Origin of the sequence: Alteromonas sp. 76-1 (assembly GCF_900654235.1) — a bacterium.
Lineage (GTDB): Bacteria > Pseudomonadota > Gammaproteobacteria > Enterobacterales > Alteromonadaceae > Alteromonas > Alteromonas naphthalenivorans.
In genome coordinates this window covers 1,834,352-1,857,005 of sequence record NZ_LR136958.1, presented here as the reverse complement: position 1 = coordinate 1,857,005, position 22,654 = coordinate 1,834,352, and the positions used below count along the sequence as shown (strand labels likewise).

Annotated in this window: 14 protein-coding genes; 9 read left to right on the top strand and 5 right to left on the bottom strand. The window is 44.0% G+C overall.

The genetic code is table 11. The annotated features are described in order from the left end of the window. Positions 1-159: 159 nt before the first annotated feature. Positions 160-579, bottom strand: a complete 420-nt coding sequence (locus tag ALT761_RS07820) for a CBS domain-containing protein (RefSeq protein ID WP_129737797.1) — start codon at positions 577-579, stop codon at positions 160-162. Positions 580-830: 251 nt separating this feature from the next. Continuing rightward, the gene (locus ALT761_RS07815) at positions 831-4,472 is read right to left on the bottom strand and encodes an ATP-binding protein (RefSeq protein ID WP_129737795.1); all 3,642 of its coding nucleotides are present in this window, start codon (positions 4,470-4,472) and stop codon (positions 831-833) included. Between the two features lie 166 nt (positions 4,473-4,638). On the opposite strand from ALT761_RS07815, the gene sbcB reads away from it, so the two are divergent. Both sbcB and ALT761_RS07805 read left to right on the top strand, forming a co-directional pair. Beyond that, the gene (gene sbcB / locus ALT761_RS07810; RefSeq protein WP_129737793.1) at positions 4,639-6,072 is read left to right on the top strand and encodes an exodeoxyribonuclease I; all 1,434 of its coding nucleotides are present in this window, start codon (positions 4,639-4,641) and stop codon (positions 6,070-6,072) included. 149 nt (positions 6,073-6,221) lie between these two features. After that, positions 6,222-7,877, top strand: coding sequence for a FapA family protein (locus ALT761_RS07805; RefSeq protein WP_129737792.1), 1,656 nt, complete (start codon positions 6,222-6,224; stop codon positions 7,875-7,877). Between the two features lie 89 nt (positions 7,878-7,966). On the opposite strand, the gene ALT761_RS07800 is transcribed toward ALT761_RS07805, so the two are convergent. Beyond that, positions 7,967-9,436, bottom strand: coding sequence for a diguanylate cyclase (locus tag ALT761_RS07800; protein ID WP_232043561.1), 1,470 nt, complete (start codon positions 9,434-9,436; stop codon positions 7,967-7,969). Between the two features lie 323 nt (positions 9,437-9,759). Then, positions 9,760-10,935, bottom strand: a complete 1,176-nt coding sequence (locus tag ALT761_RS07795; protein ID WP_129737788.1) for a thiolase family protein — start codon at positions 10,933-10,935, stop codon at positions 9,760-9,762. Between the two features lie 268 nt (positions 10,936-11,203). Between ALT761_RS07795 and ALT761_RS07790 the strand changes: the two genes are divergently transcribed. The 7 genes from ALT761_RS07790 to ALT761_RS07760 all read left to right on the top strand — a co-directional run bounded on the left by ALT761_RS07790 (position 11,204) and on the right by ALT761_RS07760 (position 19,513). Next, entirely contained in the window at positions 11,204-11,611 is a 408-nt protein-coding gene (locus ALT761_RS07790) for a MerR family transcriptional regulator (RefSeq protein WP_013784514.1), read from the top strand. After that, on the top strand, positions 11,608-12,777 hold the full coding sequence (locus ALT761_RS07785) for an isovaleryl-CoA dehydrogenase (RefSeq protein ID WP_129737786.1): 1,170 nt from the start codon (positions 11,608-11,610) through the stop codon (positions 12,775-12,777). Before ALT761_RS07790 ends, ALT761_RS07785 begins: the two co-directional genes overlap by 4 nt. Before the next feature lie 85 nt (positions 12,778-12,862). Then, positions 12,863-14,470, top strand: a complete 1,608-nt coding sequence (locus ALT761_RS07780) for a carboxyl transferase domain-containing protein (RefSeq protein ID WP_129737784.1) — start codon at positions 12,863-12,865, stop codon at positions 14,468-14,470. A 16-nt stretch (positions 14,471-14,486) separates the two neighbouring features. After that, a complete protein-coding gene (locus ALT761_RS07775; RefSeq protein ID WP_129737782.1) occupies positions 14,487-15,281 on the top strand; it encodes an enoyl-CoA hydratase/isomerase family protein in 795 nt (264 codons plus the stop codon). After that, positions 15,278-17,380, top strand: a complete 2,103-nt coding sequence (locus ALT761_RS07770; protein WP_129737780.1) for an acetyl/propionyl/methylcrotonyl-CoA carboxylase subunit alpha — start codon at positions 15,278-15,280, stop codon at positions 17,378-17,380. Before ALT761_RS07775 ends, ALT761_RS07770 begins: the two co-directional genes overlap by 4 nt. A gap of 14 nt (positions 17,381-17,394) precedes the next feature. After that, a complete protein-coding gene (locus ALT761_RS07765) occupies positions 17,395-18,339 on the top strand; it encodes a hydroxymethylglutaryl-CoA lyase (protein ID WP_129737778.1) in 945 nt (314 codons plus the stop codon). Positions 18,340-18,532: 193 nt separating this feature from the next. Further along, on the top strand, positions 18,533-19,513 hold the full coding sequence (locus ALT761_RS07760) for a transposase (protein ID WP_129737776.1): 981 nt from the start codon (positions 18,533-18,535) through the stop codon (positions 19,511-19,513). Between the two features lie 445 nt (positions 19,514-19,958). Here the strand turns inward: ALT761_RS07760 and ALT761_RS07755 are convergent, their stop codons facing one another. Further along, on the bottom strand, positions 19,959-22,592 hold the full coding sequence (locus ALT761_RS07755; protein WP_129737774.1) for a bifunctional diguanylate cyclase/phosphodiesterase: 2,634 nt from the start codon (positions 22,590-22,592) through the stop codon (positions 19,959-19,961). Positions 22,593-22,654 lie beyond the last annotated feature (62 nt).

Genomic DNA, 22,654 nt, shown 5'->3' with positions numbered 1-22,654 from the left:
CCGTTTTTCATAGCCGTTATTCATAGCCACCTTTGATAATCAGGCGCCGATGAGCTGCGTGAGATAAACGATATGAGAACAATACGTTACGCAAAAAAAAGGGTAAGCTGATTGGCTTACCCTTTATACTTTTGGAATGCTTTTACAAAACGACCAATGCTAGCTAGCGCGCTGATAGCCCGATCGAAGTTGTACGTCTATTGCTCGAAGCACTGCCGTTCGGTTAATACTTCCAACCAATACCCCATCGTCATCAACCACAGGGTAAACGCGAGGCTTATTTTTAATCAGTAATTGTGCAAGTTCTATTACCGACAGATACGGTTTAATAACCACAACCGGCGCTTTCATTATTTCTGCCACTCGGCAAATCTGTTCTCGGTAGTAACTCGACGCTATCATTTGAGCAATACAATCTTGCTCAGACAAAAAACCAATTACTTTACCTTTAACGTCAATAACTGGGCCTCCACTTTGCCCACAAGCCAATAAAGCCTCTACGGCTTCGGCCACCGTCATATCCCCATTTAATTTCACGGGGTGAGTATTCATATAATCACTGACTAGCAACGATTCCATATTTCTCTCCCGGCCGCGGCGTCTTTTATATTTTTATACAGCCTGAAGACGAGACGGCACTGCTTGTTATAGTAATGATGTAACGCAATGTTATCTTTTTGTAATCAAATTATTTCTGTTACGCTTTAAGCCTAGTAGACTATGCTTATGACAGCTACTTTTTCTATTCGAATTTGCTCACTAAAACATTTTTTAAGCGGCTTTTTAAACCAAACTGCGTACTTACCATAAATGTCACATTGCACACTAGCCTAGGCTGGTTTTAACTCCTTTAAAAATACGGCTATCTCATTAATGGCTTCTGGCAATGCATTGTCTATTTCTAGCAATTGTTCCTGCTTGGCCAGTCGCTCAATATCACTAAAACGACTTTGCACACGCACTGCGCCAATATCCCCCGCCATACCTTTAATGGTATGAGACACTAGTTTGACTTTAGAGGCATCTTTGTCGTTTACAGCAGCTTTAATTTCATCACATTTTCTAGGCACACTTTCAATAAACATTTCACATATTTTATCGAATAGAACTTGGTTATTCGCTAACCGCATCAAGGCCCGTGATTTTTCCCAAACAGGCGTATCGCTTCCCTCTGACGAAGAAGGTGTGGTAGATGAGATAGATGCTACAGGTGTTGTGGGCGATGCATGTGATGAGGGAGATAAAGGTGATGAGGGTGATGAAGGCTCAACAAAGCCAGATGTCGATGCCAAAGGCGATCTTTCATCTGCCACTTCATTGTGTACTACGCGAGTTTCGTCCATGACCGATTTACCTAGAAATTGGGGGCTGTAGGCAGACTGGATCCAATTAATAATTTTAGGCTCTACCATGCTTGCCACTATAGGCTTGGTAACGTAGTCGCTCATGCCTGCTGCAATGCACTTTTCCTTTTCCCCTAACATTGCATTTGCCGTCATAGCAATAATAGGAATTTGCTGATGTACTTGCCCTGCGCGGCCATCTCGGATAGCGCTAGTACAAGCATACCCGTCCATTATTGGCATTTGGCAATCCATCAAAATACAATGAAGATAGTGCCCTTCTTTTTCACATTCCCTTACAATATCTAGCGCCTGTTCACCGTTACTAGCAATTTTCACCGACACAGGCAAATTATCGAGAACGCCTCTGGCCACCTCTATATTAATCGCGTTGTCATCCACTATTAATACATGAGCCCCCGCTATGCTCTCTTTTTCCATATCAGTTGCACTGGATTCGACTTGCTGGGCAGGTGGGCTATCGATGAACTCAGAGGAAGAACTGTCAACGACTTTTAAGAACTCAGATTTTAACAAGGGCTTAGTTAAAATAGCCGGCGTAAAGTTGGCATAATACGTGGCTTGTTTTCCAATACTTTGCAACATACAGATATGAGGAATAGATATTTGTTTAAGCAAGTTGTCCCAATTTTCGTCCACGACCGACAAGATAGGGTTATTGTAATCAGTAACAATTACATCAATGGTATCCCAAGAAACTTCCTCGAATAAAACGATGCCGGTGTAAGTTTCTACACTGCTACCAGCTTCACTCTTAATTAAGGCGTTAATATTTTCTGCAAGCGGTGGGTACTGAGCAAACACAGCTAAACGCAACCCGTCCATTTTATTAGATAATGCCAAGTTTTGCTGACTATCTGCCGAAGTAACATCATCCACTGAAATCCAAAACGAAAAGGAACTACCTTGGCCTTGCGTGGAAGAAAAGTTGATATCGCCACCCAACAATACACTAAGTTGTTTGCAGATAGACAAACCCAACCCTGTGCCCCCAAATCGGGTAGCAACAGAGGCATCTGCTTGTGTAAAGGCTGTGAAAAGCTTCGACTGGTGCTCTTTTGCTATGCCGATCCCGGTGTCGGTTATCGTCACATTGAGCTGGGCGGTATCCTTGTCATTGCGTGTCAGCGATGCAGTAAGCGCCACATGACCTCGTTCGGTGAATTTAATGGCATTATTTACTAGGTTACTAATAATTTGAGAAACCCGATGAGGATCTGACACCAAGGCTTCAGCTTTCAACTCTGTGGTATCTACAAGAAACTCCAGACCTTTGTTGTGAGCTCGTACCGCCAATGAAGAAGATAATGTCTCTATTAATTGCACAGGATTAAACGCTTGCACGTTTAAATCTAGTTTTCCGGCTTCAATTTTCGACATATCTAATATGTCATTAATTAAAACGCTCAAATTGTTACAACTGACATCCATCATAGCCGCAAGTTGTTCCGCCTTAGAAGAAAGCGGTTGGCGTTTCAACAGGTTGAGCGACCCGACGATACCGTTCAATGGGGTTCGCATTTCATGACTAATACTAGAGATAAACGCACTTTTTACCTGACTAGCTTCTTGGGCTTCATCACGCGCTTCTGCAAGTTGCTTAGTGCGGCTTTGCACTTTCTCTTCAAGCTCTAAGTTATTTTTCTCGATAGCGCGTTGAGTATTACGTTCTTTGGTAATGTCGCGTAAAACCACTGCCACGCCAGAATACTGCCCGTGATCCCCCCAAATGGGAGACACAGTAACCGCTAGGCAACTCTCAATACCTGATGTTTGTTTAAATAAAATTTCGTCCTGAAAATAGCCGGTTCGCGCTACCTCAGAATTTAGATATTTATCCCAAGATATGGAGCTTATCGACGCAAAGGCACTGTAGTGATGACCTAAAATGGTAGAGCTTGGTAACCTAAAAAGTCGCTCTGCGGCCATGTTCCAGCTTTTCACTATTCCCTTGGTGTCGATACTCACTATGGCATCGCTAGACCCAGCGACTATTGCTGCCGACTCTCCCCGAGCCTCTGCCAGCTCAAAGCTCTTTTTGGCACTACGATGAAAAACCAGTAATACCGCGGCGAACAACAGAGACATTGCAAAAAGAAAACCATAAACCTCCAATCGTCTTTCATTCATTAAATTAGCAATAGTTTTTGCAGGTAGAGCAAGGTGCACGTATATAAACATAGGGCTCGGTGAGCTACTTACAATGACTCTTCGACTTGCTATGTATATCTCACTTTTCTTCCCATCAGCGCGATTTATTAACAACCGAGCTCCTTCGTATAAGGGCGATGAAAATTCAGTGTGCCACGTTACTTCTGGCGACAGTTCTTTACTGAAACTAAAGCTTTTTTCTGGGTGGTAAATGAAATAGCCTTCATCATCAGTAAGATAAAGTTGTTGGTTAGAAGATACAAACTGCTGCATACCGCGTAACGCTACAGCGGTGTTAACGTTCATAATTATAAAGCCAAATCTATCGCCATTTTCTCTAAAAATAGGTAAGGATAAACGGATAACAGGTTTATAAGGAAATTCAACTTGGCCGTACTCTTTATTAAGGCTGATGCCAGACATATAGAGCTGATTTCGAGATAACTTTGCACTCTCTTGGTAATAGTCTCTTTCGCTCTTCTTTTGCAGGTCAACGCTTTCTACTGCTGCTATCTTTAAACCATCTCTCTCAACACGCACGAGTTCTTGACCACTGTCTTCAACGCTGATTACGCGAAGCTGATCAACTTCTTCATTATTTTCCAAAAATGCAATAAAAATGATTTCTAAGCGCTTTTTCCACAGTGCGAAATCGTCTTTATCTTTAGGGTCAATGCCTCCCGCTTCAATTGCACGTGGTATACCCGATATTGGTGGCGTGGCATGCAAAAATTTCAAATTATCGGCATATTGCGCGGCTTGGCCTTGAGTAAACCCTTCTATCTCGCTTGTTCGCTGACTTAATTCAGACGACACATCATCTAAAACACTTTGCGAAAGGTTACTTTCGAATAAAAGAGCCGCAACCGTAGTAAAGAGAATTACGCCAATAACAGCGAAGCCCAATATTTTTTGGGAATACGTTGCTCCCAGTTTCTGTTTTATAACCGCTGCCAAGGTGAAATATATTCCAATTACCTGATATACATTAAAAACTAGTTTCAGATTTGCAGATTGGCAAGTTATGAATCAAATTCATTTTAAATAGCTAGGTTTGGTATTCAAACCCACGCAGTGTACACTGCCAGCATGATGACACTTATTCAAAAATGTAACCCAGAACATGCACGAACCTAGCTTTCTTTGGTACGATTTCGAAACCTTCGGTACCAGTGGACAAAAAGATTTACCTTGTCAGTTTGCTGCTATTAGAACCGATCTGGACTTTAATATTATTGGTAAGCCCATTAATATTATGAGCGCTATTGCGAACGATTACTTGCCACACCCTGAAGCCTGTTTGGTTACCGGTATTACGCCTCAACAAACCTTGCGAGATGGCTCGAACGAAGCTGATTTTGCCAAGCGTATTTATCAAGAAATGTCGACGCCCAACACCTGCAGTTTGGGTTTTAATAGCATACGCTTCGATGATGAAGTTGCTAGATTCTTGTTTTACCGAAACTTCTATGACCCTTACTCCAGAGAATGGCGAAACGGAAATAGCCGTTGGGATATTATAGACTTAGCTCGAGCATGCTACGCACTTCGCCCTGATGGCATAAACTGGCCCACTCGCGAAGATGGTACACCTAGTTTCAAACTAGAGCACTTAACTAAAGAAAACGACATAAGCCACGAAAACGCACACGATGCATTAAGTGACGTTCATGCCACTATTGCCTTGGCAAAGCTAATTAAAGAAAAGCAGCCTAGGTTATTTGAATATGCTTATTCGCTTCGTAGTAAGCACAATGTGGCTAACCAGTTTGATTTAACTAAGCCTTCCGTACTGTTACATATTTCTGCTAAGTTGCCTGCTAGCCAAGGGTGTTGTACTTGGATTATGCCAATTGCAAAACACCCAACCAACAGTAACGCGATTATTGCTGTCGACTTATCAAAGCCTATCGATAGCCTACTTAACGACTCTGCTGAAGAAATAAAAGCCAAACTTTACGCGCGTTACGAGCCTGGCAGTGATGCCAATAGTTTGCGCCCAGGGTTGAAGCTCATTCATATCAACCGCTCTCCTTTTGTGACTACCGCAAAAGCGATGACTGAGGATAATGCGCATAGATTAGGGTTAGACAGAGATACCTGCCTTGAAAACTACCGCATTCTGGCGCAAGAACGTGATTTAGGCATGAAGCTGTCAAACGTGTATGAAAACGACACAGACGATAAAGAGCAAGATATCGATCACGCGCTTTATAGCGGTGGCTTTTTAAGTACTGAAGATCGCCATTGGTGCGACAAAGTGCTGGCATCAAGCCCGGAACAACTTGGCGCATTATCTGAAGAAACTCAACATGTGGGCCTTAGGGCTTTATTGTTTAGATATAGAGCACGTAATTTCCCGTCGACGCTTACCTATGATGAAACCCTGAAATGGCAACGACACAGACAAGAGCGTTTAACTGACTCCACTTCGTCAGCATCAATTACGCTTGAGCACTATATGAGCACGTTAGAACGCCTTGCTCATGAACATGTTGATAACCCCGAAAAACAGGCGATTTTAAGAGCATTATTTCAATATGCCGAAAACCTTTGACGCGGCGCAACGAATCGCATTACATTAAACTTATGTCTAATGCGTTACTGTTCTCTGCAATAATGCATAAACACGCTTAAGTCTGCAGCGTTAAGGTCGATATTGACTATAGAAAAGTAAGCAAGACTGCTCAAAGGATGAATGTAGTAATGAACGGCGTAACAATAAGCTTCGATAAAACAAGAACCTATATAAACCTGACACTAAACCCTTCAGAGTTTTCTAAAGAAATAGACATACGCCAAGTAAAAACGGAGTTAGCAACCGGTGAAACTAAACGGTTATATGTTTCTGATGCGGCTTTAAAATCGGCTTGCGATACTGCTAATCATTACTTCAAAACCGGTGACAACACCGTAGTCCAAGAGCGCGTTGGTGAGAGAAGGAACGCCGAAATAGAGTTTCGTATTCCTGAAGACGCAATGACGGCCAACCTTGTGATCACATCACCCTACGGTGGCAAATCCCCCACGTTAAACACCATTAAGTCTTTAGCCTTAAAAAACAATATACATCGAGGCCTTGGCACACGCGTTATCGAAGCCATGTTAGTGGAAGCACGAAAATCACCTCCAGGCACCATCATCGAGCGTACAGTATCAAAGGGTCTACCTGCTAGGAATGGCCGCTCATCGCGATTTATTCCGTTAGTTCCCAATGCGCTTGAACGCATATTAAAACCGCAAACCAACGAAGGTGAGCGGGTTGATATGCGCAACCTGGGTGAGGTTATCTGTGTAAAAGTAGACACCCCTGTACTTCGCAGAACAGAGCCTACCTTAGGCAGAAGTGGTTTTGATGTGCGCGGTACCAAGCTACCTCCCATTCCTGGTGAGTGGGTAGAATTTCGCAAAGGCACCGGTACCGTTCAGGCTGACAACGATCAAAATTTATTAGTGTCATCCATTGCTGGCATGCCGAAATACCAAGACCAAACTATGAATATCGACGACACCTATATTTGTAATGGAGTCAATGTAGGTACGGGTCACGTAAATTATGAAGGCGCAGTGCTGGTTAATGGCGACGTGACAGAAAAAATGCAAATTAAAGCAGAAGGCGACGTTACCATAAACGGTTTTGTCGAGTCTGCTCACATTGAGTCTGGTGGCGATATTATTATCACCGAAGGTGCAATGGGGAAAGTCAATGATAGCGCAGGTGAATTCAACTGCCACCTCATAGCGAAAGGCAGTATTCACGTTCAGCATGGTCAAGGTATCGAAATTCAGTGTTCAGGCAACATTACCGTTGGCCGTCAATTAGCTTATAGTAAGCTTCACTGTGGTGGCGCCGTTATTGTGGGCCAAATAGACAAACCAATGGGCAACTTGTTTGCTTGCGATATTGTAAGTCAAGATAGAATAGAGGCCGGCACCCTGGGTGCGGTATCTGGCAGCATGCTTAAAGTCGATTTTAGCCCTGGTTTCGCACAGCTACTTGAACGTAAAGATGCGCTTGACGAACTTGTGCGCCAACTACGTGAAAACAATAGCAAGCACAAAGAAAAAATTGATATTTTGAAAAGTAAAAAAGTGCCTAAAGAACTTAAAACAAAAGTGGCTGAGGCGCTTGAAATGTTTAACAACGAAAACGCATTGCTTGATTGGATTGAGTCGAAAGTGCTAGAAATCAGCGATGCAAAAGTTCAGTACCAACAAGATATTAAGCTTATTGCCAATAAGAAGCTGTACCCTGGTGTAACAGCTAAATTGAACAATCGTAATTGGCGCTCAGAGCGTGAGTATGAGCGAGCCCATATACATTATGACTCGCACCAATGGCATTACGAACCTATTATTTAAAGCGCTAGCAATTGCATCGCAAATCTAAACCGCCAAGCATGGTTTGAGAAAGGTTTACTGCAGCAGGCTAAGCGTCACTTTGTACCACGCTAGTCTGCTATTGATACCTTCGCTATGCCCAATCTTTTTGAGTGATACAAGGCCTTCGTTGTGCGCTCAAACCAATCGGTGAAGTTTTCACTCTCTTTTAGTTCTGCTAAGCCCGCACTGACTTGCATTTTAGTATTTTTGGTAAGCACGTCTTCGTCGATACATTCTACAAGTCGATCAGCGAGAACCCGTCCTGCATCTAAGGCGGTTTGTGGGCATAAAATGATGAACTGCTCACCGGTGAAGCGTGACACTATATCGACTTCTCTTACGGTCGCAAGACATTGGGACGCAACCTGTTTTAAAATATTTTCTCTATCGAACTCGTTTAATTCACCCCGACAATCGCGCTTAACCTCAATCTCCACAACAATTAACGATGCGGTAGTATGAAAGCGGTGGAAGCGAGAGATTTCTTCTTCCGCTTTTTGAATCATATGATTGCGGTTATATAGCCCAGTAAGAGTATCGTGGGCTGACAAAAACTCTAGGGTACGATTTCTGTCTAACAACGTCGTTTGCAACGATTCTATTTCATCATTCTTCTGCTTTGTTAAACGTTTAAATTGTGACACTGTTCTATTGCGCCACACTAGGCAAATAATGGCCAGCAATACGAAGCACGTGGTTACCACAAGTTTAAAATAATCCCGCTCATAACGAACCTGAACGTTATTCCACTGCTTATAAATATCAACCTTTCGATTCTCTGGAATAGTGGCAATTGCAGTGTTCAAGATAGGAATAATGTCGCGAGAAGATTTGTTAACACCAAACGCAAGTGAATCGAACGGCTCCGCGTAACCCACAATGCTCACGTTATCTATCTTTTGATTATTGATATGCGTGTTTACGCTTAATAACGAGCCCACCATAACGTCGATGTCTCCTCTTGCCAGTTCAGCAAGCCCTTCACTTTCTGTTTGTACTAACTTAAGCCTTAGCTCAGGATAATGCCTAGAAATATACTCTACTTGCCTGTAGCCCTTCACTACCCCAACAGTCCGGTGACCAATGCCTGCGTAACCTTGTAAAATAGGCGTGCCTGAACGGGCAACTAAAATATTGGGTGCTTCAAAGTAAGGCGCGGAAAAATAAAGAAACTGTTTTCTAAAGTCAGAAACGTTCAGCATGGAGATAACTTGGCAGGTACCTTCCTGTACGAATGCCAAACTTTGTTCCCATGATTCAGTTGGCACTAGCTTGAAGGTTAAGCCAGAGAGCTCGGAAATAGTATTAATATAATCGGCAGAAATACCAACATGGTTATTATTTCGTATGGCTTCGTAAGGTGCCCAATCGGGATCGACACAATACGTCACCTCACGAGAAGCCGTGTTGTTTGTCGATTGCGGTTGAGAAATATTCTGTTGAAGCGCTTGTGCTGCTATTTCCACTGAGTAAGAAAGCGTAAGCAAAATTGCGAAGAAGACAAGGCGTAAACACCTGAAAGAAATCAAAAAGACCACCTAAATACAAATACGTAAAATGCGAAAAATCGCATACCAGAGTATCTAACTTAGCGCCTGCAAATGCAACATCGGTCTAAACTAAAAAATCACGATACCAACACATTCAGCCAAAATTTAGGCAATTTACCCGCCATTTCGTTTCATAGTTGCTGCTTGCTGAAAAATCCGTTTAATTATTCGACACTCGTCTATAATAAAACGAATCTATGCAATGACGAATAATGAACGCTTTGTTAGGATAATTAAAACACAAATGGCACCGGGTTGTGGTGCCATTTACTTCAAAGTCATGCTTTTTTGACATCAATCAAGCATGCTGCTTATAGCATTTCAACCGCTAGTGCTACGCCTTCCCCACCTCCAATACATAAAGAGGCAATGCCTTTTTTCGCTTTCTTTTGATTAAGCGCGTGCAGCAAGGTAACCAAAATTCGTGCACCCGATGCGCCAATCGGATGACCAAGCGCACATGCGCCGCCTTTTATATTCACTTTTCGCTCGTCTAATCCCAGCTTTTGAACTGCCAACATAGTAACCATGGCAAAGGCTTCATTAATTTCGAACAAGTCGACTTCATCTTTAGACCAGCCTGCTTTAGAAAGTACATTTTCCATTGCTCCAACAGGCGCTACTGTGAAATTTTCTGGCTCTATAGAATGTGTAGCATGGGCTACCACTTTAGCAAGTGGGGCTAATCCCAGCGCGTGTGCTTTAGACTCACTCATCACGAGTAACGCCGCCGCACCATCTGAAATAGAGCTGGAATTTGCTGCGGTTACCGTGCCATCCTTTTTAAATGCAGGGCGAAGGGATGGGATCTTTTCTGGTCGTGCTGAACCTGGGCCTTCGTCAGTATCAACCACTACATCGCCTTTGCGGCCTGAGATAGTCACATTCACGATTTCATCTTTGAAACTACCGCTGTTAATAGCTTCATTGGCTTTTGAAAGCGAACTAAGCGCGAATTCATCCATTTGAGTTCGCGTAATGTTTTCAGCATCCGCAGTATCTTGCGCAAAACATCCCATCGCCTTTCCATCGTAAGCATTTTCAAGACCATCTAACATCATATGGTCGAGTACTTGTCCGTGTCCCATGCGATAGCCTGTTCTTGCCTTTGGCAACATGTAAGGTGCATTGCTCATACTTTCGAACCCACCTGCGACAACCACTTCAGCGCTACCGGCCTTTATTAAATCGTGAGCCAGCATTACCGCTTTTAAACCAGATCCACACACTTTGTTAATGGTGGTTACGCCTGCGCTAAGAGGAAGGCCTGCGCCTAACGATGCTTGACGAGCGGGCGCTTGACCTAAGCCAGCAGGTAAAACGCACCCCATAATAACTTCATCAACGTGGCTTACATCGAATGTATCGCACACCGACTTAATGGCAGTGGCACCTAGTTCGGTGGCGGCTACCCCAGACAGACTTCCATTGAAGCCCCCCATTGGTGTGCGCTTCGCTGCTACGATCACTATTGTTTCACTACTCATCACTTGAACTCCTAACCAGTTGTAATTTATGGAATAATATTCATCTAACTTTACTTTCGTATAAAAATGTAGACACCCATGTTTAGATAAGCGAACTATCTCACATATGAAAAATTGACGTTAGCAAAATGTTACTTTACCTTAACGTAAAAGGTAATTAACGTTAACGTAAACCTCAATATATTTAGTGTCAAGAATCCCCTTACATTCAGGGAAAGTCTTTTTGTAAACAGCACAAGACAACGACATAAGACCAAAGGTACGTGTTATGAATAACAACGAGAAAGAGTCGGTATTCGCGATAGGTGAACTGGCAAAAGAGTTCGATATAACTCACCGATCCATTCGCTTTTATGAAGAGCAAGGGCTGCTTAGCCCAAAGCGTACCGGGCAAAACCGTGTGTATGACAACAAAGATAGAGTGAGATTAATGCTCATTCTTAGAGGGAAACGATTGGGGTTTTCCTTAGCAGAAGTTAAAACCTTATTCGAAATGTACGACACCAATGGCAATTCCGCCGTTCAGCTAGGCACCATGTTAGAAATGACCGCACAAAAACGGGCTGTACTTCATCAGCAACTTGAGGATATTCAAAGCCTGATGCAAGAACTCGATGAAGTAGAAGCTCGATGCCGTGAAGAGCTAGCGGAATTAGAACAAGGAAAAATTGCATGAATACCTCCTACCCTACATTAAACTTTGATCTTGGCGAAGATATCGATTTATTGCGCGATCAAGTCTTCCAGTTTGCACAAAATGAAATTGCCCCGTTAGCAGAAGAAGCCGACGCTAATAACCAATTCCCCAATGCATTATGGCCCAAGCTGGGTGAAATGGGTTTGTTGGGAGTTACGGTATCTGAGCAATATGGCGGCGCCGATATGGGTTATTTAGCCCATACCATAGCAATGGAAGAAGTAAGCCGCGCATCAGCGGGTATTGGCCTGAGCTATGGTGCGCATTCTAATTTATGCGTAAACCAGATTTTTAGAAATGGCAACGACGAACAGCGAGAGAAATATCTGCATAAATTAGTGTCGGGTGAGCACATTGGTGCGTTAGCCATGAGTGAACCTAATGCAGGTTCAGATGTAGTGAGTATGAAGCTGCGTGCTGAAAAGCGCGGCGATAAATACATCCTAAACGGCAATAAAATGTGGATCACCAATGGTCCAGATGCCCATACCTTTGTCATTTACGCAAAAACAGACCCTCAAGCCGGCCCTAAAGGCATTACCGCATTTATTGTAGAGCGTGATTTCCCTGGCTTTACCCGCGCACAAAAACTCGACAAATTAGGCATGCGTTCTTCAAACACCTGTGAACTTGTATTTCAAGACTGTGAAGTACCTGCAGCAAATATTCTGGGTAAAGAAGGCGAAGGCGTACGGGTGCTCATGAGCGGATTAGATTACGAGCGATTGGTACTGTCTGGTGGCCCCTTGGGCATTATGCAAGCCTGTATGGACGTGGTTGTACCTTATATTCATGACAGAGAGCAATTCGGCCAATCTATTGGTCAATTTCAACTTGTTCAGGGCAAAATAGCCGATATGTATACGCAAATGAACGCCGCCAGAGCGTATGTGTATACCGTTGCAAAATCTTGCGACCGTGGTGATACCACCCGAAAAGACGCCGCTGGCGCCATTTTATATTCTGCAGAATTAGCCACCAAGATGGCCTTAGACGCCATTCAGCTTTTAGGTGGAAACGGTTATATCAACGAGTATTCCACGGGCAGATTATTAAGAGATGCCAAGTTGTATGAAATTGGTGCCGGTACCTCAGAAATTCGCCGAATGCTTATTGGCCGCGAACTGTTTAACGAATCAAAATAATAAATATAACGTGTCAGTTCAGCTTTTTGCTCTTAACGACAGACTGTGCGGCTCATAAGGTCGCACTGAACAAACAGGAGGGGGTATGCCCGTTCTACGTTCAAAGATAAATACAAAATCAGACACCTTTGTTGCCAATGCGCAGCATATGCAAGCACAAGTAAATGACTTGGTTGCAAAAATAGAACAAGTTTCATTAGGTGGCGGGGCACAAGCTGCCGAACGCCATCAATCACGCGGAAAATTACTTCCCCGAGACAGAATTAACGCCTTAATTGACGACAACACCCCCTTTTTGGAAATAGGCCAATTGGCGGCGTGGGATGTGTACGACGATTATGTACCCTGCGCGGGCGTAGTAGCCGGCATAGGTTGCGTGGAAGGTATTGAGTGCATGATAGTGGCTAATGATGCCACGGTAAAAGGCGGCAGTTACTACCCGCTTACTGTGAAAAAACACTTACGCGCACAAACCATTGCAGAAGAAAATAACCTGCCGTGTATTTACTTGGTAGATTCAGGCGGTGCGAACCTACCCTATCAAGATGAAGTGTTTCCCGACAAAGAACACTTTGGTCGTATTTTCTTTAACCAAGCCAATATGTCGGCAAAAAATATTCCACAAATTGCGGTGGTAATGGGGTCATGTACAGCTGGCGGTGCCTACGTGCCCGCCATGGCTGACGAGAGCATTATTGTAAAAGAGCAAGCCACCATCTTTTTAGGTGGACCACCACTGGTGAAAGCAGCAACAGGTGAAGTGGTAAGTGCCGAAGAGCTTGGCGGCGGTGATGTGCATACCCGTATTTCAGGTGTGGCAGACCACTTGGCCAATAACGATCATCACGCACTATCTCTTGCAAGAAATGCAGTTTCTAGGCTTAACCGTACCAAACATGTTGCATTAGATGTGGCAGAACCGAAGCCCCCACGCTTCGATGCTAAAGAGATTTACGGCATTGTGCCTGCCGACTCAAAACAAACTTACGATGTGCGAGAAATTATCGCACGGGTAGTAGATGATTCAGACTTCGATGAATTTAAACCCTTATACGGCACTACGTTGGTGTGTGGATTTGCGCGCATCTTCGGCTACCCGGTAGGCATCATCGGCAATAACGGCATCTTATTCGGCGAAAGCGCGCTAAAAGGCGCACACTTTGTTGAGTTGTGTGCAATGCGTAAAATTCCCCTCGTATTTTTACAAAATATCACTGGTTTCATGGTGGGGAAACAGTACGAACATGGCGGGATAGCTAAACACGGAGCCAAAATGGTTACTGCCGTTGCGTGTGCCCAAGTACCGAAAATCACTGTATTAATTGGCGGTAGTTTTGGTGCGGGAAACTACGGCATGTGTGGCCGTGGATACGACCCCAGATTTCTATTCATGTGGCCTAACGCTCGCATATCAGTAATGGGCGGCGAACAAGCCGCTGGCGTGCTCGCTCAAGTAAAGCGGGATCAAAAAGAACGTGCAGGTGAAGCCTGGACCGACGAACAAGAGCACGCCATCAAACAACCGGTTATCGACACCTACGAGAAACAAGGACATCCATATTATGCTTCAGCCAGATTATGGGACGACGGCGTTATCGACCCTGCTGATACCCGCACAGTGTTAGGCTTATCGTTATCTGCGGCATTAAATCAACCTATACCCGACACCCGCTTCGGTGTCTTTCGCATGTAGTTGAGGGGAATTTATTATGGAACAAGCAGTTACTTATCACGTAGACGAAAGAAACGTTGCCCTTATTACGTTAAACCGCGCTGACAAACACAATGCATTCAACGATGACATGATAGCTACGTTAACCGAGCTATTTATGCGCGCTGGCAACGACAGCAGCGTTCGCGCCGTTGTTTTACAAGGCAAAGGAAAGAGCTTCAGTGCTGGTGCCGACTTAGAGTGGATGAAGCGCATGGCGCAGTACGATGAAGCCAAAAATCATATCGACGCAATGGCGCTGGCTACTATGTTACACACCTTATACACCTTGCCAAAGCCCACTATTGCCCGCGTGAAAGGGGCGGCATTTGGCGGCGCGGTTGGTCTTATTGCTTGCTGCGATATTGCCATTGGAAGCAAATTAAGCAAGTTCTGTTTAAGCGAAGTAAAAATAGGCCTCATTCCCGCCACTATCAGCCCTTACGTGATAGAAGCCATGGGGGCGCGGGTGTGTAGGCGCTATTTTCAAACCGCAGAAGTCTTCTCTGCCCGCCGAGCTCGGAGGCTAGGACTGCTTAGCGAGGCAGTGACCGAAGATGAACTTGATAGCACAATTGACGATATTATTAGCCAAATTTCAAAAAATGGACCCGTGGCGGTATCGCAAGCCAAAGCCTTAGTGCAACAGGTTGCCAACGCGCCTATTGATGCAGAGTTACTTGACGATACGAGTAAGCAAATTGCCAAAATAAGAACCTCGAAAGAAGGGCAAGAAGGCTTGGGGGCTTTCATCGAAAAACGCCCCCCAGCGTGGCAGGAGAAACAAGCATGATCAAAAAACTACTGATTGCTAATCGCGGCGAAATTGCATGCCGAGTGATGCGTACAGCCAAAGCCATGGGTATTCAAACGGTGGCGGTTTATTCAGACGCTGATGCAAATGCCTTACACGTTTTACAGGCAGATGAAGCGGTTTATTTAGGCCCGGCCCCCTCGAAAGATAGCTATTTGCGCGGAACTGCAATTATTGAATACGCCAAAAAGCTAGGTGTAGATGCCATTCATCCTGGATATGGTTTTTTATCTGAAAATGCCGAATTTGCCAAAGCATGTGCCGCGCACGATATTATATTTGTAGGCCCACCTGCGTCTGCCATAGAAGCCATGGGATCTAAATCTGCGGCTAAGAAAATTATGGAAGATGCCGGCGTGCCTTTGGTGCCTGGTTATCACGGAGATGATCAAGATGAGGCTACCTTAAAACAAGCCAGCGATGCTATGGGCTACCCTGTGTTACTCAAAGCAGCGGCTGGCGGCGGTGGTAAAGGCATGCGCCAAGTGTGGAAAGAAAGCAAGTTTTCGGCGGCGCTAAGTGCAGCAAAAAGAGAGTCGATGGCAAGCTTTGGCGATGAACATATGCTGGTTGAAAAGTACCTTACTCGTCCTCGCCATGTTGAGATACAAGTTTTCTGTGACACCCATGGTAACGGTGTGTATCTATTCGAACGTGATTGCTCAGTACAGCGTCGTCATCAAAAAGTGATAGAAGAAGCACCTGCACCTAATTTTCCTGCCAATATTCGTCAGCAAATGGGCGAAGCGGCCCTTCAAGCTGCCAAAGCGATTAATTATGTAGGTGCGGGCACCGTTGAGTTTTTGTATGACGAAGACGGCTCGTTCTATTTCATGGAAATGAATACCCGCTTGCAAGTAGAGCACCCTGTTACGGAAATGATTACCGGTGAAGACTTGGTTCGCTGGCAGCTTGATGTAGCAGAAGGAAAAACCCTGCCCAAGACCCAATCAGAATTAACGCTAACGGGACACGCATTCGAAGCGCGTATTTACGCCGAAGATCCCAACAATGATTTCTTGCCCGCCAGCGGCACGCTCTCGCTTATCAAGACACCCACGATATCAAGCCAGTCGCTTAACGAGACACCCACGATATCAAGCCAGTCGCCTAACGAGACACCCACGATATCTAGCCAAGGATCATCAAGTAAAGTACGTATTGATACCGGCGTGCAGCAAGGTGACGACATTAGCGTTTATTACGACCCGATGATATCTAAACTCGTTGTGTGGGGTGAGAACAGAGAAGCTGCTTTAAAACAATTAGTTAGTGCACTTAAGCAATATCATATTGACGGCGTGACCACGAATATAGATTTTCTTATCGACGTGGCTTCAAGTGCGCCTTTCACTAGCGCTGAACTAACCACAACGTTTATTGATAAACACACTGACACCCTGTTCAAAAATAAGAGCCAATTAGTAGATGCCGAGCTTCCCGCAATGGCACTTTTGTCTGTACTTTCACGTAATCAAAGTACAGCGAAGAGTCATTCACTGCACTCACCTTGGGGGATTGTTGGCTCCTGGCGCCCCAACATGGGATATCAAGAATCCCTCTCTATTATGGTGGGTGACGAAGTTCACTCAATCACAATAAGACATATCGCCCAATCAGGTAATACCCTGAATCAAAAAGGTATTTCCCTTAATGTAATCACGGAAAGCGAAAGCATCGAAGCAACTGGTCATCTTGCCGGTGATAAATTAATCGCCTTTGTAGATGGAGTAAGGCGGACATACCATTTCTCGAACAACGAGGGGCAATTTGGCTTATTTAGTCAAGACTCACACTGCCATTTCAAGGTCTTAGCACCTGATATGGGGGATGACGATAACCATAGTGGCGCAAGCTTAGATGCACCAATGAATGGTACCGTGGTGGCTCATTTAGTTGAGGTTGGTGCTAGCGTTAAAAAAGGTGCACCGCTACTTATTATGGAGGCCATGAAGATGGAACATAGTATTACAGCGCCTTGCGACGGTGTGGTGCAAGGCTATTATTATCAGCCTGGTGAGTTGGTGGATGGAGGCTCAGTGCTAATTAATTTCGATTCTGAGTCAGAAGTTGAATGAGTGTGGAAACCGCTATGAAGACACCCATCGTAAAATCGGCCACTAACCTTGCGACCCACTTTCCCTCGAATGTGAGGATCGTAGAAGTTGGTGCTCGTGACGGGTTACAAAATGAAAAAGCGATTCTTAGCGCTAAAGACAAAATACATCTCATCAATTTGCTTAGCGCAAGTGGTTTAAAGCGTATTGAAGCTGGCAGCTTTGTTTCTCCCAAGTGGGTTCCTCAAATGGCAGATTCTGACGCAGTTTTCAATGGAATTAGCCGAGCCAATGATGTTATCTATTCAGCCTTGATCCCTAACCTAAAAGGGTTTGAAGCTGCGCTGTCTGTTGGCGTAGATGAAGTTGCTATATTTGGCGCTGCTTCTGAATCTTTTTCTCAAAAAAATATCAACTGCTCAATCAGTGAAAGCCTAAAAAGATTCGAGCCCGTTATTGCGGCCGCAAACACGCATAAAATCCCAGTTAGGGGTTACGTTTCTTGTGTGATGGGCTGCCCGTACGAAGGAGAAATTGCCAGCGAATCAGTAGCGTTAGTATCAAAGGCGTTACATGATATGGGCTGCTATGAAATTTCACTTGGCGACACCATTGGAACCGGCACTCCGGCATCTACTGCTCGTTTGCTCGAAAACGTTTGCCACCACGTACCTGTTGCCGACTTAGCCGTCCACTTTCATGACACCTATGGCCAAGCACTAGTTAATATCTACACCGCGCTACAATTTGGTATATCGAGCATAGATAGCGCTGTCGCAGGCCTTGGGGGCTGCCCATATGCTAAAGGCGCCAGCGGAAACGTGGCGACAGAAGACGTTCTGTATATGCTAAATGGACTTGGAATTGAAAGTGGCGTAAGTATGGATAAGCTGCTTGTTGCCACTGAATTTATCTCTTCTGTATTAAACAGAAAGCCAATGTCTAAAGTTGCTAACGCATTGCTTACCAAAACAAATTAATTTTACTTTATGTTGAGCTTGGCGCTAAGCGCTATCAATAAAGTACTATCAAGACACCCATAGTAAAGGTCAGCTAACCGGACACCCACAATAATACAAAGAGTTAATCCGATTAATTCACACCTAAGATACAGGTTCATCAATTACAGTTGATTGCTAGCATGGACGTAAATGAATTTACTGGATATTAACCGTGCCGCAATCAAGACGCAGCCAAATCAGCCTTGCTGATACTCCTTATTATCACTGCGTTTCACGCTGCGTTAGACAATGTTACCTATGCGGTGTTGATCAGCATTCGGGGAAAAGCTTCGAACATCGAAGGGGCTGGGTAGAGCGCCGCTTATTAGAGTTAGCTTCGGTATACTCCATTGACATTTGTGCTTATGCGGTGATGAGCAATCACGTCCATGTAGTCCTGCATGTTGATAAACAAAGTGCCAATTCATGGAGCCTAGAAAAAGTTCTAACTCAATGGCACCGTATCCATAAAGGCACTCTGCTTACCCAGAGATATCTTAAGGGTGAGCGCCTCTCGGATGCAGAAATAAAAGCCGTAGCCGATACCGCTGAAGTATACCGCCGGCGCCTATATGACATTAGTTGGTTTATGCGAAACCTTAATGAATTTATCGCTAGGGCAGCTAATACAGAGGATGAGTGTACGGGGCGATTTTGGGAAGGCAGATTTAAATCTCAAGCTTTATTAAATGAGAGCGCCCTACTTTCCTGTATGGCTTACGTGGACTTAAACCCCGTTAGAGCTAATATAGCGACAACGCCTGAAAATTCTAGGTACACCAGTATTTACGCACGTTTACAAGCAGTAAAAAGCAAACTGAAAACTTCTGCATTATTGCCTTTTTCAAGGGAACATAGACAACCCGATAGAAAAGAAATACCAATTAAACTGAGTGATTACCTTGAACTCGTTGATACAACCGGAAGAATCATTCGTGATGACAAGCCTGGTTATATTCATAGCAATTACGCCCCAATATTATCACGGTTGGGGATTAGTCAGGTTCACTGGCAGTCACTTACAACCCGCTTTGAAAAGCTGTTTAGTTATGCAGCTGGTTGTGAGACTACAATGAGGGGATTTAAGCAGAACACCAATCGACAGCGAGCGAGAGGTATAAAAAACGCGAAACTACTTTCCATCACTTGTTAATGCCCTTTATCTGCTCCAGCAATGAGTCAAAAAACTAAAAAACTTTGTTAATTTACCTTCTCTTCAACTTATAAAGCTAATTTTAAGACCTATCTGAAATATACTACTGCGGCTCTACAAACCTTTCTTCAACCGCCTAAGTGGCCTTATTACGTCCATATATATTTTTTGAGCAAAGTGCTTGGTGAATTTCTATCTTTGCACGGCTAACGAATTATCGAGACACCCACCGCATCTAATGGAGTAAGTATGAGACTCAAACCAATATTAAGGTGGCTGTCCTCGTATCTCTCGTATCTTCTTATTTTTACTATAAATTTAAACATGGGTGTCTTCGTAAAATAAGGTAGCCCTGATAGCGTTTTTGCGATGGGTGTCTTGGTAATTGGGTGGATGTCCCATTAATCTTTTAAATACTCTAATGGGTGTCTTGGTCATTCTGCGCTCAAACAGGCTCCCGGTCACCGCTTAATGCCAACCACGCCTCGTTAGCTCCCCAGGTTGTTAGCCATTGAGCTACTTGACTAGCTGGCATAGGCTTAGCAATGCCATACCCTTGTGCTAACTCACAACCCAAGCTAACAAGAGCAACGCCGTGCTCAACCGACTCTACGCCTTCCGCAATCACTTCTCGTTTAAACGTTTTTGCCAAACCCACCACACCTTCAACAATCGCTAAATCATCAGTATCATCTAACATATCTCGCACAAAGCTTTGATCAATTTTAATTAAGTAGGCTGGCAAACGTTTCAGATAAGTAAGTGATGAGTAGCCAGTACCAAAATCATCTAAAGCAAAGCTCACCCCTAAATCGTGACACGCATTCATTGTTGAAGATACTTGAAAGGTATCTTGCAGCGCGCTGGTTTCCAAAATTTCTAGCTCTAAATAGCTTGGATCTACTTCAGGATGAGCCGATAAAAGGGTTTCTAACCGAGATGTAAAATTGTCCTGCTGTAATTGATGTGCACTAATGTTCACACTTACCGGTAATGAAATGCCGCGATTCTGCCAGTGCGAAATTTGAGTTAAAGCTGCATCAATAACCCACTCTCCTACTTGCAAACTAATACCGTGACCTTCAATAACGGGCAAAAAATCGAGCGGAGGAATTAGGCCACTTTCGGGATGCTCCCAGCGGATCAAAGCTTCTACGCCAATGACCTCACCAGAGCTCATATTCACCTTGGGCTGGTAGTGCAAGACAAATTCGTTTCGCTCTAGAGCAATGCGCACATTATCAATACACTTGTTATAGGTGTTAATCGCATTATCTTGCTCTAAATCGAACTGATGATATCGGTTCTTACCTCCCTGTTTTGCAACGTACATGGCTTGATCTGCATGCCGTATCAACTGATCTGCATCTACGTTATCTTGAGGAAAAACAGTTACTCCAATACTGGCCGACACTTGCATTACCGCATCGGCAACTTTGACTTGTGAAGAGGCAGATTTAAGCAGTCGATTCAAAACATGCTCACAGTCACTGAACTCATTCAGGTTAACCATAATAATAATAAACTCGTCACCGCCAATACGTGCAATTGTATCGCCCGCTCTCAAGCTGTCTTTTAAACTATTAGAGACTTCAACTAAGAACTGATCACCGATGTCATGCCCGTAATTATCATTAATCGCCTTAAAGCCGTCTAAATCCATGAATGCGACGGCCAATGAATTTTGCTGCATCTGACTGTGCTTAATGGCTTGATTAAGGCGCTTAGCAAGCAACACTCTGTTAGGTAAATTGGTCAGCAAGTCATAATGCGCTATACGCTCTAACTTACCTTCATTGAGTTTAATGTCTGATATATCGGTTGAAAGCGACACATAGTGTTGAACCTGCCCTTCCGCGTTTTTAACTACACTTATTGTGACCATTTCAGGGTAAATTTCACCATCCTTACGTCGATTCCAAATCTCACCTCTCCAGTGCCCATCTGTATTCAGCGTATTCCACATGTTTTTATAAAACTGCGTAGCATGACGACCCGATTGAAGAATTCTAGGATTTTTCCCTAGCACTTCCGATTTGCTGTAGCCTGTGATTCGACAAAGCGTATCGTTCACTTCAATAATAGTCGCTGAGGCGTCGGTAATAATAATGCCTTCGTTCGCATGAGTAAAAACGCTGGCAGCGCGCTTTAATGACTCTTCAGAACGATTTTTTTCGATAGCGATACTTGCTAAGCTAGCCGTTTGCTCAATTAGCGCAAGATCAGCGTCAGAAGGGTAATTAATACTCGAGTGATAAATGGCAAAAGTGCCAAGTACAGTGCCTTGTGCAGAGCGAATGGGTTCAGACCAGCAGGCACCTAAATTAGCGCGTTCAGCTACCGCTTTAAAATTTTCCCAGTAAGGGTGTGTTTGAATATCAGCCACGATGACACGTTCATTTTTAAACGCTGCTGTACCACAGGAACCTACGCCAATACCTATCTCTACCCCATTGATCGCATCATTGTAAAAATCTGGAAGGCTTGCTCCAGTTCCACTTCGTAAATGGCTCCCAGACTCATCAAGAATCAAGATACTGCACATCATTTTTGGATTATTAAGCTCAACCACACTGACAATGGCATTCAATACCACTTTTAAAGGCTCTCCGTTGGTAATGAGCTCTAACACTTCACTACGTGTGGTTTCTCTTAATTCATTCTGCCTGCGTTTGGTCACATCGCGAATGACACCAACAATAAATGGTCTATTATTGCGGTCGATAAATCTGCTTAATTTAGCGAGTACTACACTTACTTTGTTACCTTTTCCTTTCAGGGTTTGCTCTATGACCTTATCCTCGCCAGTATCTAAAACTTGCGCGTCGCGTTGCGCCAGCTTCAAAAACTCTTGAGGGTATATTTCATCTGAAAAGATTTTTCCAATCAGTTTTGCTCGAGAAACGTTCACAAGCTCACAAAAGGCATTGTTAGCGACTAAAAGTTTACCCTCACCGTCTTTAATAAATACGGGGTCAACTGATATATCTAAAAACGCATTAAGATACCCTTCTAATTCTTCAGGATCCTTAACTGGCAATGCAGCCGATTTATTTATTATATGCTGTTTATAAGACATATTTGAGACCAAACTTGATTACTAAAGCCACGTTTTCCCGATGCCAACTGAGATATAAACCG

What these genes read in the sequence shown, in the direction of transcription:
- ALT761_RS07795 (WP_129737788.1), bottom strand. Translation starts at nt 10,935, where the DNA reads ATGAGTAGTGAAACAATAGTGATCGTAGCAGCGAAGCGCACACCAATG.
- ALT761_RS07770 (WP_129737780.1), top strand. Translation starts at nt 15,278, where the DNA reads ATGATCAAAAAACTACTGATTGCTAATCGCGGCGAAATTGCATGCCGA.
- ALT761_RS07805 (WP_129737792.1), top strand. Translation starts at nt 6,222, where the DNA reads ATGAACGGCGTAACAATAAGCTTCGATAAAACAAGAACCTATATAAAC.
- ALT761_RS07785 (WP_129737786.1), top strand. Translation starts at nt 11,608, where the DNA reads ATGAATACCTCCTACCCTACATTAAACTTTGATCTTGGCGAAGATATC.
- ALT761_RS07755 (WP_129737774.1), bottom strand. Translation starts at nt 22,592, where the DNA reads ATGTCTTATAAACAGCATATAATAAATAAATCGGCTGCATTGCCAGTT.
- ALT761_RS07765 (WP_129737778.1), top strand. Translation starts at nt 17,395, where the DNA reads ATGAAGACACCCATCGTAAAATCGGCCACTAACCTTGCGACCCACTTT.
- ALT761_RS07780 (WP_129737784.1), top strand. Translation starts at nt 12,863, where the DNA reads ATGCCCGTTCTACGTTCAAAGATAAATACAAAATCAGACACCTTTGTT.
- ALT761_RS07820 (WP_129737797.1), bottom strand. Translation starts at nt 579, where the DNA reads ATGGAATCGTTGCTAGTCAGTGATTATATGAATACTCACCCCGTGAAA.
- ALT761_RS07775 (WP_129737782.1), top strand. Translation starts at nt 14,487, where the DNA reads ATGGAACAAGCAGTTACTTATCACGTAGACGAAAGAAACGTTGCCCTT.
- sbcB (WP_129737793.1), top strand. Translation starts at nt 4,639, where the DNA reads ATGCACGAACCTAGCTTTCTTTGGTACGATTTCGAAACCTTCGGTACC.
- ALT761_RS07790 (WP_013784514.1), top strand. Translation starts at nt 11,204, where the DNA reads ATGAATAACAACGAGAAAGAGTCGGTATTCGCGATAGGTGAACTGGCA.